Annotated in this window: 16 protein-coding genes; 6 read left to right on the plus strand and 10 right to left on the minus strand. The window is 64.1% G+C overall.

The window, feature by feature from the left end; genetic code table 11:
• Positions 1-4 precede the first annotated feature (4 nt).
• From PMI04_RS17030 to petA, 5 genes are all read right to left on the minus strand, one after another.
• Positions 5-1,078, minus strand: a complete 1,074-nt coding sequence (locus tag PMI04_RS17030; RefSeq protein WP_037487268.1) for an endonuclease/exonuclease/phosphatase family protein — start codon at positions 1,076-1,078, stop codon at positions 5-7.
• Between the two features lie 71 nt (positions 1,079-1,149).
• Positions 1,150-1,686, minus strand: coding sequence for an adenine phosphoribosyltransferase (locus PMI04_RS17035; protein ID WP_007714080.1), 537 nt, complete (start codon positions 1,684-1,686; stop codon positions 1,150-1,152).
• A gap of 81 nt (positions 1,687-1,767) precedes the next feature.
• Positions 1,768-2,616: a cytochrome c1 gene (locus PMI04_RS17040; RefSeq protein ID WP_007714078.1), complete on the minus strand. Its 849-nt coding sequence runs from the start codon at positions 2,614-2,616 to the stop codon at positions 1,768-1,770.
• A 14-nt stretch (positions 2,617-2,630) separates the two neighbouring features.
• Entirely contained in the window at positions 2,631-3,923 is a 1,293-nt protein-coding gene (locus PMI04_RS17045) for a cytochrome b/b6 (protein ID WP_007714076.1), read from the minus strand.
• 11 nt (positions 3,924-3,934) lie between these two features.
• Complete coding sequence (petA, locus tag PMI04_RS17050) at positions 3,935-4,501, minus strand: ubiquinol-cytochrome c reductase iron-sulfur subunit (RefSeq protein WP_007714074.1); 567 nt, start codon at positions 4,499-4,501, stop codon at positions 3,935-3,937.
• A 194-nt stretch (positions 4,502-4,695) separates the two neighbouring features.
• Here petA and PMI04_RS17055 point away from each other — a divergent pair, with 194 nt between their 5' ends.
• The 3 genes from PMI04_RS17055 to PMI04_RS17065 are packed head-to-tail and all read left to right on the plus strand — an operon-like array spanning position 4,696 to position 6,630.
• Positions 4,696-5,154, plus strand: coding sequence for a tRNA (cytidine(34)-2'-O)-methyltransferase (locus tag PMI04_RS17055; protein ID WP_007714071.1), 459 nt, complete (start codon positions 4,696-4,698; stop codon positions 5,152-5,154).
• A complete protein-coding gene (gene hemF / locus PMI04_RS17060) occupies positions 5,151-6,026 on the plus strand; it encodes an oxygen-dependent coproporphyrinogen oxidase (protein ID WP_007714070.1) in 876 nt (291 codons plus the stop codon). The genes PMI04_RS17055 and hemF overlap by 4 nt, the downstream gene beginning before the upstream one ends.
• Before the next feature lie 4 nt (positions 6,027-6,030).
• The gene (locus PMI04_RS17065; RefSeq protein ID WP_007714069.1) at positions 6,031-6,630 is read left to right on the plus strand and encodes a GNAT family N-acetyltransferase; all 600 of its coding nucleotides are present in this window, start codon (positions 6,031-6,033) and stop codon (positions 6,628-6,630) included.
• On the opposite strand, the gene PMI04_RS17070 is transcribed toward PMI04_RS17065, so the two are convergent.
• Positions 6,612-7,406, minus strand: a complete 795-nt coding sequence (locus PMI04_RS17070; RefSeq protein WP_007714068.1) for a hypothetical protein — start codon at positions 7,404-7,406, stop codon at positions 6,612-6,614. The genes PMI04_RS17065 and PMI04_RS17070 overlap by 19 nt on opposite strands.
• Positions 7,407-7,482: 76 nt before the next feature.
• Here PMI04_RS17070 and lipB point away from each other — a divergent pair, with 76 nt between their 5' ends.
• The 3 genes from lipB to PMI04_RS17085 all read left to right on the plus strand — a co-directional run bounded on the left by lipB (position 7,483) and on the right by PMI04_RS17085 (position 9,340).
• On the plus strand, positions 7,483-8,187 hold the full coding sequence (gene lipB / locus PMI04_RS17075; RefSeq protein ID WP_007714067.1) for a lipoyl(octanoyl) transferase LipB: 705 nt from the start codon (positions 7,483-7,485) through the stop codon (positions 8,185-8,187).
• A 62-nt stretch (positions 8,188-8,249) separates the two neighbouring features.
• Complete coding sequence (locus PMI04_RS17080) at positions 8,250-8,546, plus strand: hypothetical protein (RefSeq protein WP_007714066.1); 297 nt, start codon at positions 8,250-8,252, stop codon at positions 8,544-8,546.
• Positions 8,547-8,647: 101 nt separating this feature from the next.
• Complete coding sequence (locus tag PMI04_RS17085) at positions 8,648-9,340, plus strand: hypothetical protein (RefSeq protein ID WP_007714064.1); 693 nt, start codon at positions 8,648-8,650, stop codon at positions 9,338-9,340.
• Between the two features lie 53 nt (positions 9,341-9,393).
• On the opposite strand, the gene queE is transcribed toward PMI04_RS17085, so the two are convergent.
• The 4 genes from queE to PMI04_RS17105 form a co-directional block, all read right to left on the minus strand.
• Entirely contained in the window at positions 9,394-10,041 is a 648-nt protein-coding gene (gene queE, locus PMI04_RS17090; protein WP_007714062.1) for a 7-carboxy-7-deazaguanine synthase, read from the minus strand.
• Positions 10,042-10,053: 12 nt separating this feature from the next.
• Entirely contained in the window at positions 10,054-10,746 is a 693-nt protein-coding gene (gene queC, locus PMI04_RS17095) for a 7-cyano-7-deazaguanine synthase QueC (RefSeq protein ID WP_007714059.1), read from the minus strand.
• A 46-nt stretch (positions 10,747-10,792) separates the two neighbouring features.
• Positions 10,793-11,200: a hypothetical protein gene (locus PMI04_RS17100; protein WP_007714056.1), complete on the minus strand. Its 408-nt coding sequence runs from the start codon at positions 11,198-11,200 to the stop codon at positions 10,793-10,795.
• A gap of 126 nt (positions 11,201-11,326) precedes the next feature.
• Entirely contained in the window at positions 11,327-12,232 is a 906-nt protein-coding gene (locus PMI04_RS17105) for an Hsp33 family molecular chaperone HslO (protein WP_007714053.1), read from the minus strand.
• Positions 12,233-12,255 lie beyond the last annotated feature (23 nt).

The raw sequence follows: 12,255 nt of genomic DNA on the forward strand, positions 1-12,255 counted from the left end.
GAGATCAGCAGCTTCCCGGTACCACCGCAGCATCACGCGGCCAGGATAGTTCATAGGTCACCAGGAAGCCATCATGGTCGGACAGTTCCGGCCCGCTCGGCCCGCCGTCGAACATGGCCTCTACCCGAACCGGCCGGACCGATACCCGGTCGCCCGGCCAGAAAAATTGCAGATCCTGTGTGTCCATCCAGGGTTCGTCGCCATCCCAGGACATGCGCACATCACAGCCAGATGCCGGATCAGCGCAGACCCGATGGACCAGATCGAGCGACTGGTAACGCGAGAAATTATCCCAGCGCGGTTCGGAATGGCGCATGTTGAAATCGCCACCGAAGATCAGCGGATAGGCATCATCATGGCTGGCATCGATGAAGGCGGAGGCTTCGAGCGCCTGGCGGTCGTGCGCTTCCAGATTGCGCCTTTCCGGCGCGCGGGAGGCGCCGCGCGAGTTCATGTGCGTGTCATAGATGTCGATCGGCGTGGGGACACCGGGAATGGCGATGCGGGCCAGCACGATCCCCTTGTTCGACAGGCAGTCGAAGCCCGCACAGGATTTGCGGCCATAGGCCCGCCTTTGCGTCAGGATAATCGGATAGCGCGATGCGACCGCCAGCCCGCTGCCCGAAAAATGGATGCCGATCTCGCCCCGGTCGATATGCGATTTCCCCGGCAGTTTTTCCTTCGTCGATCCCCGCGCCTTGGTCGTCCGTTGCGGACCGGCGGTGATGGCGGGATAGCCGGTGTCGGCCACGGCCTGCTTGGCCGCGCCGCTGAACATTTCCTGGAACAGGACGACATCAGGCGCCTTCCCGGCAGCACGCAGTTCGGCGAGCCGCGCGGCAATCTGATGCAATGATGGCCCTCTACCGCTGCGCGCCGGCCAGCCCAGCCCTTCGATATTGAACGTCAGCACCGAAAGACGGGTGGTGATGCGACCGGCATCGGGCGCAGCCAGCGGCGGCGCTATGGCTGCGGCACAGGACAGGTCGCGATAGGGCGCCGGCGTCGCGCAGGCCGTCAGGAGCAGCGGCAGCAGGACAGCGGGCCAGCAGCGGGAAGAGCGGGGAATTGCGATCATGGCCTCCTCACCGTCGGACCGCAGCATGATCGCGCGAAATGGCGCCGGTCGCAACCGGCACATGAGGCAGCCTAGTCGCCCTCGAACACCAGGATCGCACGGGAGGGAACACCGTCCTGTTCCAGCGCGGCGAGACCACCCAGATCCGGCAGGTCGATCGCGAACAGCGCCATCAGCACGCTCGCCCCCTGTTCGCGCAGCAGCCGCGCGGCCGCCTGCGCGGTACCGCCGGTGGCGATCAGGTCGTCGACCAACAGCACGCGGGCACCTTCGGGCACCTGCCCTTCATGCAGTTCGAGGCGATCGGTGCCATATTCCAGCACATAGTCGATGCCAACGGTCTTGCCCGGCAGCTTGCCCTTCTTGCGGACCGGAACGAAGCCCTTGCCCAGCTTCAGCGCCAGTGCCGCGCCCAGGATGAAGCCGCGCGCCTCCACGCCGACGATCAGGTCGGGGTCGAGCGGCCCTGCTACCTTTGCCATCTGGTCGATCAGTTCGGCAAGACCCGGCCCGTCGGCCAGCAGCGTCGTGATGTCGCGAAACTGGATGCCCGGCTTGGGGAAGTCGGGGATGGTGCGGACCAGCGCGGTCAGACTATCGATGCTCATGGTTGAAGCCCCATAAGGAAAGGGCGCGCTCCCGACAAGGAAGCGCGCCCCGTTCTTTCATGCCATCGGGCGGAAGAGCGGTCAGGCCGCCTTCTTCTTGTCCGCCCAGATATTCTGATAAGCCATATAGGCAAGGCCCGTGGCGATCAGCAGGAAGAGGATCGTCGCCACGCCCGCGCGCCGGCGATTTTCCAGCTTCGGCTCGGCCGTCCAGCTAAGGAAAGCAGCCACGTCCTGCGACATCTGGTCGACCGTCGGCTTGGTCCCGTCGCCATAGGTCACCTGACCATCGGCCGACAGCGGCGGCGCCATGGCCAGGTTCAGGTTGGCGAAATAGGGGTTGAAGTGCAGCCCCTCGGGCGTCTTGGCATCCGGGAACTCCTTGAGCAGTTCGGCCGGCTGGTTCTGGAAGCCCGTCAGCAGCGAATAGACATAGGCAGAGCCATGGTGGCGCGCCTTGGTCATCAGCGACAAGTCTGGCGGGATCGCATTATTGTTCGCCGCCGCCGCCGCGACATTGTTCGCGAAGGGCTTGGGGAAATAATCCGCCGGGATCGGATCACGGGTCGAAGCCTCGCCAGTGGCGGGGTCGACATCCGGGGTCTTGATCGCCCAGTTCTTGGCGATCGCCTTGATCTCCGCTTCATTATAGCCAATGCCGGCCAGGTCGCGGAAGGCGACGAACTTCAAGCTGTGGCAGGCCGAACAGACCTCCTTGAACACCTGGAAGCCGCGCTGGAGCTGCTGATTGTCATAGCGCCCCAGCGGCCCGTCGAACGAGAAGGAAACATGCTTGGGGTCACGGTGGAACTCATGCTCCACCGTCTTGGCCGGAGGCTCCACCACGTAGGAATAGGCACCCACGAGGAAGGAGATGAGCAGCCAGCCGGCGAAGAAGAGGCCGACAAGGAATGCGCCGATGCGTACCATGCTTGTCTTCCCCCTTATTCGGCCGGGACTGCGGCGGGTTCGCCGTCAGCCTTGGCATATTTGGCCAGCACCGCCTCGGTGATCGAGGTTGGCAGCGGCAGCGGCTTTTCGAAGCGCGCGATGAGCGGCAGGATGATCAGGAAATGGGCGAAATAATAGGCCGCCGCGACCTGAGAGATCATCACATAGGGTTCCGCCGCCGGCGCACCGCCGCAATAGCCCAGGATCAGCACGTCGATGACGAGGATGATGAAGAACTTCTTGAACAGCGGACGATAGCTGCCCGACCGCACCGGCGAGGTGTCGAGCCAGGGCAGGAAGAAGAGCAGCAGGATCGATGCGAACATCGCCAGCACGCCCAGCAGCTTGGCCGGCACGAAGAAGAAGTCGACGGTGAAGGCGCGCAGGATCGCGTAGAAGGGCCAGAAATACCATTCAGGCACGATATGCGCCGGGGTCGAAAGCGGGTTCGCCTCGATATAATTGTCCGGGTGGCCCAGATAATTGGGCGCGAAGAACAGCAGGATCGCGAACAGGATCAAGAAGATGCCCGCCCCGAAACCGTCCTTTGCGGTATAATAGGGATGGAAGGGCACAGTATCCTGCGGTCCCTTCACCTCGACACCGGTCGGGTTGGAGGAGCCGGGAATGTGCAGCGCCCAGATATGCAGGATCACCACCGCCGCGATCACGAAGGGCAGCAGGAAGTGAAGCGAGAAGAAGCGGTTAAGCGAGGCGTTGCCGGGAGCGAAACCGCCCAGCAGCCAGGTCTGGATCGGCTCGCCCACCACCGGGATCGCGCCGAACAGGCCGGTGATGACCTTGGCGCCCCAATAGCTCATCTGACCCCAGGGCAGGACATAGCCCATGAAGGCGGTCGCCATCATCAGCAGGAAGATGACGAGGCCGAGCAGCCAGACCATCTCGCGCGGCGCCTTGTAGCTACCGAAATAGAGGCCGCGGAAAATATGGAGATAGACGACGATGAAGAAGAAGCTGGCGCCGTTGGCATGCGCATAGCGCATCAGCCACCCAGCATTCACGTCGCGCATCGTCTGTTCGACGGTGCCGAAGGCGACCAGCGTATTGGCGCCATAATGCATCGCCATGACCACGCCGGTGACGATCTGGATCACCAGCGCCAGCCCGGCGAGGACGCCGAAATTCCAGAAATAATTGAGGTTGCGCGGCACCGGATAGCCGGCCCCGACGGCGTTGTAGACGAGGCGCGGCAGCGGCAGCTTCTCGTCGATCCACTGCGTCAGCGGATGCTTGGGGGTATAATGTTCAGCCCATGGAAAGCTCATGATGGTCCCCCTCAACCCACAAGAATGGCAGTGTCGGAAGTGAAGCTATACTTCGGCACTTCCAGATTCTTGGGGGCAGGCCCCTTACGGATGCGCGCGGCCGTGTCATAGGACGAGCCGTGGCAGGGGCAGAAATAACCGCCGAATTCGCCGCGATTCTCGCCCTCGCCCGCGCCCAGCGGCACGCAGCCCAGATGGGTGCAGACGCCCATGGTGATCAGCCACTGCTTCTTGCCGTCGACGGTCCGCTCTTCCAGCGTCTGCGGATCGCGCAGCGTGGACGGGTCGACCTTGTCGGCCTCGGCGATTTCCTTTTCGGTAAGCTGGCGCACGAACAGCGGCTGCGACCGGAAGGTCGTCTTGATCGCCATGCCGGGCTGGATCGCGGAAAGATCGACCGGTGTGGTCGCGAGCGCCAACACGTCGGCGCTGGGGTTCATCTGATCGATGAGCGGCAGGACGACGCCGACAGCGCCTACCCCCGCGAAGCTCACCGCAGCGACATTGATGAAATCACGGCGACGGACTCCGTCTTCGCCGGATAGACCCTGCCCGTCAACTTGTTCTGAGTTCGCCATGCACCTCTACCCTTGCAAGACTTCCCTATTCACGCCGGAATGCCTTGAGTGACCATAATTATCAAGGGAGTTAGGGTCATACCCCGCCTCCCCCCGGCGTGGGTTGTGGGCCTGATAGCCGGACTGCAAGCGCTTTGCCAACCGCAAAGTCGCGCGGGCTATGACAAATCGCCGCGCTGCATTATGCGGCTGCCATGCGTATCGCTCTCTACCAACCCGAGATTGCCGGCAATGTGGGTGCCATCCTGCGCCTGGCCGCCTGTTTTTCCGTCCCGGTCGACATCATCATGCCTACCGGATTCGCCTTTTCCGATGCTCGCCTGAAGCGCGCGGCGATGGATTATGGCGAGGCGGCCGAGGTCGTGCGCCACGCCAATTTCGAGGCATTCGATGCAGAAAGACGCGCCGCTGGCCGTCGCCTGCTGCTGATGAGCAGCCATGCGTCGCAGCGACTGCCCGACGTGACATTTCGCAGTGACGATGTCTTGCTGATGGGATCGGAGAGCGCGGGCGTGCCCGATCATGTCCGCGATCTGGCCGATATTCGCGTGCGCATTCCGATGGCACCGGGTTTCCGGTCGCTCAACATCGCCGTTTCCACGGGCATCGCCGTTGCCGAGGCCCTTCGCCAGACCGGGAGCTTCCCCGCATGACGCCTGACATCCGCTTTCCCTTGAACCCGCAGCAGCAGGCCGCCCGCAACTGGTTCGAATCGCTGCGCGACCGGATCTGCGCCGAGTTCGAGGCGATCGAACGCGAAGCCGGCAGCGACGCCCGCTTCACCTACACCCCTTGGGACCGTGAGGCCGAAGGCGTCGCTCCCGGTGAGGGCGGTGGCGGCGTGCGCGGCGTGATGAAGGGCAAGGTCTTCGAGAAGGTCGGCGTCAATATCTCCACCGTTACCGGCGATCTTGCCCCCGGCTTTGCCCAGACCATTCATGGCGCGGCCGACAATCCCGCTTTCTTCGCCACCGGCATCAGCCTGGTCGCCCATATGGCCAATCCGCATGTGCCCGCCGTCCATATGAACACCCGCTTCCTCAACACCACCAAAAACTGGTTCGGCGGTGGCGCGGACCTCAACCCGCCCATGCCGCGCGAGGAAGACACGGCCGATTTCCATGCCGTGCTGCAGGGCGCCTGTGACGCCCATGACCCGACTTATTATCCGCGCTTCAAGAAATGGGCGGACGAGTATTTCTTCATCCCCCATCGCGGCGTGCATCGCGGCGTCGGCGGCATCTTCTACGACCATCTCGAATGCACCGACAATGCCGCGTTCGACGCGAATTTCGCCTTCACCCGCGATGTCGGCGACGCTTTCCTGACCGCCTTCCCGCCGATCGTGCGGCGGCGGATGAACGAGGCGTGGAGCGAGGAGGAGTATCGCACCATGCTGGAATGGCGCGGTCGCTATGCCGAATTCAACCTGGTCCATGACCGCGGTACGCTGTTCGGGCTCAAGACCGGCGGCAATATCGACGCGATCCTGATGAGCCTGCCGCCGATGGCGAGCTGGAGCTGAAATCATGGCCCTGACCCCGGTCGATCCGCGCGAGATCGCGACCATCGTCACCCATCTGGAAATGCGCGAGCGACCGAAACCCGCGCCGATCCCGCCCGCGCCGCTGCGACTGGTGCCGTGGAAGACGCCGGACCTGGCCGCCTATCGCACGCTGTTCCGACGCGTGGGCGAACCCTGGCTCTGGTTCTCACGGCTGGTAATGCCGGACGGTCAACTGGCGGCGATCCTGCATAACCCAGCCGTCGAGATCTATGCCGTCACCGACCCGCGCGGGATCGAGGTCGGCCTGCTGGAACTGGATTTCCGCAATCCATCGGAATGCGAGCTGGCCTTTTTCGGACTGGTGCCTTCGCTCAATGGCCAGGGCTTTGGCAAATGGCTAATGGGGCAGGCCAAGTCGCTCGCCTGGCGCAAGGGAGTGGAACGCTTCTGGGTTCACACCTGCACGCTCGACAGCCCGGCCGCGCTTGGCTTCTACATCAAGGCGGGTTTCATCCCCTATGGCCGGGAGATCGAGACCTTTGCCGATCCCCGCCTGCTGGGCCTGCTGCCAGCCGAGGCGGCGCCGCAGATCCCGATGTTCGGTCAGCCCGCCGACGCTTGACGATAGATGCGGGAAAGCATCACCAGCATATAGACCTGAATCACGGTCGAGACGGCCGCAGCCGCAATCCCGCCCACCAGTTGGGCGGCCCCAGGCCCTCCGACCAGACCCGCAATCGCGCCGAAGATCGTCTGGGCCGCCATGCTGGCGATCGCGGACACGATCGTCAGCAGCATGATGAAGCCCAGCAACCGCCAGGCGCACCCCCGCGTCAGCGCCCACGCATGACGAAGCGACTGGATGACGCCCTGATTGCCGTCGATCACCGCCGGATTGAGCAGCATCAGGCGGATGCTGGCGAAAAGCGCCACACCACCGACGAGAATGCCCAATAAGGCGCCGGCAGCATTGCCCAGCGGCGGAGCGATAAGGCCAAGCAGCACCGCCACTACAATCGACGCCAGCACCAGCGCCGCCAACAGGAACATCGCCAGCAAAGCCGTACCAAGCAGGACCGGGAGGCGCGCCAGACCAAGGCGCAATGCCTCGCCCACGCTGATCCCCGGGCGCAACGCCAGGGCAAACAGGGTGAGCGACCCGAACCAGATAAGGACGACGCCCAGCAGACTCGCCAGGGCAAAACCCGGAGGAATGTCGGGCAAGCCAGTACGCTTGGGATCGATCATCCACTCGGCCAGTTGCGGTGGCGTCATTTCCTGCAGGATCAGCCCGGGCAACGCGACAAACAGCAACGCCACCGGGAAGAGCAGCGCTGCTTCCCGCGCGACGAAGGCGACCGCTTCCTCCCACGCCTTGCCGATCGAAATTGTCGCCATATCTATGTTGCCTGCCCTGTGGTGCGAAATGCGGTGGAGACTTGATCGCTCGCCCGCGCCAAGTCAAGGAAGCCCCATGATCGATCCCCTTCCCTTTCCCGACGTCGAATGGCGTGTCGAACCCCGCCTGACGGCTTATCCGCAGGCATTGTCCGAGATGGAGACGCGGGCCGCCGCTATCTATGAAGGCGAAGCGCGCGAACGGGTCTGGCTCCTGGAACATCCGCCGCTCTATACCGCCGGGACCAGCGCCGATCCCGCCGAGTTGATCGACCCGCGCTTCCCTGTCCACGACGCCGGCCGTGGCGGCCGCTATACCTATCATGGGCCGGGCCAGCGCATCGGCTATCTCAACATCGACCTGCGCGAACGTGGCAAGGATGTACGCAATTTCGTCCATCATCTGGAAGGCTGGATGATCGATGCACTTGCCGACCTCGGCATCGCAGCACGCCGCGCGGAAGGGCGCATCGGCATCTGGACCGACGATCGCGATGGGCGCGAGGCAAAGATCGGGGCGCTCGGCATCCGGGTGCGGCGCTGGGTCACGCTGCATGGCTTTTCCATCAACGTCGATCCCGATCTATCGCATTTCGGCGGCATCGTGCCGTGCGGTATCGCGGAATTTCCCGTGACCAGCATCGCAGCCTTGGGCGGCGACACATCCATGGCAGCGCTCGACGCCGCGCTCAAGGCGCATTTCCCGGCCTTCCTCGCCCGTCTGCGCCGCTGCGGGTCGGTTGATGGCACGGGGCTTGAGCAATGCGGGACCGGCAGCTAGGGTCCGCGACTTCGCCGGGTGGGGGGCCGCCGGGCACGCTGAACCACGAGATGGAGACCCGGATGCGCGTTGACGCAAGGACGATTCTGACTGCTGCCCTGTTGATTGGCTGCGCCCCCCTGGCTGGGTGCGGCGGTGGCGACAAGACCGGCAACACTGTGCAGATGAAGGATATGGAAGTCGTTGACGGCACCGCTACCGATGCGATGACCGATCTCGACGGCGTCCAGAGCGAGGGCACCAGCCTGGCCTTGCCGGAAAACCGGACTGCAGCAGCCCCTGCCGCCGCCGCGAAGCCAGCCGCCAACGCAGCCGCGACCCCGGCAAGCGATGATGAGGAAGTCGTATCCGACCAGTGAGCGTTTCCCCGTTCACTTCCGATACAGGCGCGCTATAGATGATTTCCGATATTGGGGGCGGCGCAACGCGGCATCGCCATCCCGTCTGAGAGGGTGAGTTCATGAAGTTCCGTTTCCCGTCGCGTCAGGCATTGTCCGCCCTGACGATCGCGATCGCGTCCGTTACCGCTGCTCAGCCGGCCGCCGCACAATTTTTCTGGTCGCCGCCCGACATGTCGGCGCCGCCGCTGACCGACGAAGCCGCCGCAACCGCGCTGGGCCTGCCCGGCGCCAATGCGGACGAGATCAAGGCCGGCCTTGCCTGGAACCTGCGCGCCGCGATCAATGTCGCGGCATTGCAGTGCCAGTTCGAGCCGACGCTGCTCGCCATCAGCAATTATAATGCGATGATTGCGCATCATGATGCTGAACTGGATTCGGCGCAGGCCACGCTGCTTGCCTATTTCCAGCGCACCGTGGGCAAGGGGCGCCCGGGCCAGTCGGCTTCGGACATGTATAATACCCGCATCTATTCGGGCTATTCCACCGTGCAGGCGCAGCGCGGCTTTTGCCAGGCTGCGGCCGCCGTCGGTCGCCAGGCGATCTTTGCCGATCGCGGCCAGTTGAACATGGTGGCACGCCAGGGCCTGCCGTCGATCAAGAAGTCGCTCGTGCTGGCAGGCGAGCAATATTATGGCGATCCGGGCTGGAACTATTCGCTGGCGCTGCCATCCTTCGACCCCAAATGCTGGAAGAAGGGGGTACTGGAACCGGTGTGCCATCAACAGTGGAACAGCAAGACCGGCAATCCTTAAGGCTTGCCCATGGCGGTGGCAGTGCGCTGCACTTCCACCGCTAACGACCAGCCCTAGCGCAGTCCCAGATATTTATGCGCCTGCACGGTCAGGCGCCAATTCGGCCGGGCCATAACCAGATCGATGGCAGCGCGCGCATTGGCGACCGCATCTGCATCGTCGAGGGGCTGCACCAGTAAATTGGCGAACGCCCAGCCTTCCATGGCCTCCACATCCGCGAGGCTATGGCCACCGTCCGGTTGCGGCCAGACCAGCTTCAGTTCGTCACCCTGATGCTGGACCACCTCGCTGCCCGCCTTGGGGCTGATGCAAATCCAGTCGATGCCGGGATGGGCCGGCAGGGTACCATTGCTCTCGATCGCGATGGTGAAACCGCGGGCGTGCAGCGCGTCGATCAGGGCGTCGTCCACCTGCAACATCGGTTCGCCGCCGGTCAGCACGATATAGCGCCCGGCCTCCCCTTCTCCCCAGAAGGCCAGCGCAGCGTCTGCCAGACCGTCGGCATCGGCGAACTTGCCGCCGCCTGCGCCATCGGTTCCGACGAAATCCGTATCGCAAAACCGGCACACTGCCTGGGCGCGGTCCTGTTCCCGCCCGCTCCACAGATTGCAGCCGGCAAAGCGCAGGAATACGGCGCGACGTCCAGCCTGGACGCCTTCACCCTGAAGCGTGAGGAACATTTCCTTGACCGCATAGGTCATGGGCGATGGCCTTCAGGGATGCACGGCATAGACGGTGGGATCGGGCAGGCCCGCCTCCTCAAAGCCCTTGGCCCGCAGACGGCAGCTATCGCACAGGCCGCAATGCTTGCCATCAGGCGTGGGATCATAGCAGGACCAGCTGAGCCCCGCATCCAGGCCAAGCCGATAGGCTTCGCGCACGATATCGGCCTTGCTCATATGCTGGAGCGGCGCATTGATCCGGATCGGATGACCTTCCACGCCGGCCTTGGTGGCAAGTCCGGCCATGGTCTGGAAGGCATCGATAAATTCGGGACGGCAATCGGGATAGCCCGAATAATCCAGCGCGTTTACGCCGATATAGATGTCGTTTGCGGCCGCCACCTCGGCCAGGCCCAGCGTCAACGACAGGAAGATCGTATTGCGTGCCGGCACATAGGTGACCGGAATGTCGTCGCCCACGCCGCCCTTCGGCACGGCGATGTCTGCGGTCAGCGCCGACCCGCCAAAGGCGGTCAGATCAAGCGGCAACACGATATGCGACATCGCATTGAGCGCGTTGGCGACCTTGGCTGCGGCACGCAGTTCCACGCGATGGCGCTGATTATAATCGATCGTCAGGGCGAGGATGCGATATCCCGCTTCCCGAGCGAGTCCGCCCGCGACCATTGAATCCAGCCCGCCAGACAGCAGGACCACGGCGAATTTTCCATTCTGTGCGACCATGGCGTTGCGCTACCCTCGCGCGCGCCGCAGCGCAAGGGGCCGCCGGTCAGTGACAGGCGCCGACATGGCGTCCTTCGACCATGTTGGAGAAGGGCGCGCCATCCCTGATCCCCTGCGATCGTATCTGGATGAGGCGCGGCGTTTCAACGCGCAGGTCGGTGCGCGCATTACCGGCCGGGCCGCAATCGAAGGTCACCGTGGCGGCAGCAGGCGCGTCGTTGACCACGAACGGCTTGCAGCCGGGGCCGGCATTGGCAGGCTCCAGCAACTGATGCGGCATCGTCACGCACAGGCGGCGGGCCGGCGCGGACGGATCGTCGCGCAGGCGCAATTCCCACTCGCCCGTTTCCAGCTTGGCGAGTGCAGCCAGTTGCGGGGCGTTCGCCGCCGCGGCCCAGCTTGCCATCATCATTGCCGCCGCGGCGCCCAGCGCCTGCAGCCCCAGCCTTGCCATCTTGCGTCCAGACCTTGTCATCGGCGCCGGGGAGCGGCGCCATGCTTCATCCTGTTGTGCCGCGCAATTGCGGCAATTTGATAGCGCGGGACGAACGGCCGTGCCGCAATTGCCCCGCGCCGGCTTTCAATGGGTAACGAAACTGTCCAGCGCGAGCGGGAACAGCCGCGAGCAGAAGGCGCAATCGACGCCGATAATGCCCTTCTCGTCCGCCATCGCCACCCGTTCGTCCGCCGGGAAGCGGCCGATCACATCGCGAATATGGGCAAGGTCACAGCGACAGCCCTTGGTGAGCGCCGTCGTCTCGGTGACGCGCACCTCCTCTTCCTCATGGAACAGGCGCCAGGCGATGTCGGTCAGCGGCAGGTCGAGATCGGTCAGTTCCTCGTCGCGCAGCGTGCCGGCCAGCGCCTGCACATGTTCCCATTCGGGATGATCGTGGCGCACATGCAGGCGCTCGCGCCCCACCTCGCCCTCGGGCAGATGCTGCAGCAGCAGGCCCGCCGCGACGCAACCCTCGCCCGGTTCATGCCGGGTTGCGATCTGGACGATGCTGGGGATCTGTTCGGACTGGAAGAAATAATGCTCCGCCGCCTCGGCCAGCGACGAACCGTCCAGCGGCACGATGCCCTGATAACGCTCGCCGGTCGCCGCCTGGTCGAAGGTAATCGCCAGATAGCCCTTGCCGAACAGGCCGAACAGGGTCGGATCACTGCCGATTTCCGCCAGCCGTTCGGCATCGAACTTGGCATAGCCGCGCAGTTCGCCACCCTTGTAATCGGCCACCAGCAGGCTGACGACGCCATTTTCGGTCTGCGCCTGCAGGGTCAACTGGCCGCCGGCATCCTTGAGCAGGCTGCCGAGCAGCGCCCCCAGCACCAGCGAGGAGGCCAGCACGCGTTCGATTGCGGGCGGATAGGCATGGGCGGACAGCACCTGGTTCAGCACCGGCCCCAGCCGCACGAAACGGCCGCGCACATGGCGCGAGGGGATGGTGAAGCCAAGGGCCTGATCGACATTGGAACTGGTCACGATATTTCCTTCCGATCCACCCG

The sequence above is a fragment of the Sphingobium sp. AP49 genome, from assembly GCF_000281715.2.
Classification (GTDB): Bacteria; Pseudomonadota; Alphaproteobacteria; order Sphingomonadales; family Sphingomonadaceae; genus Sphingobium.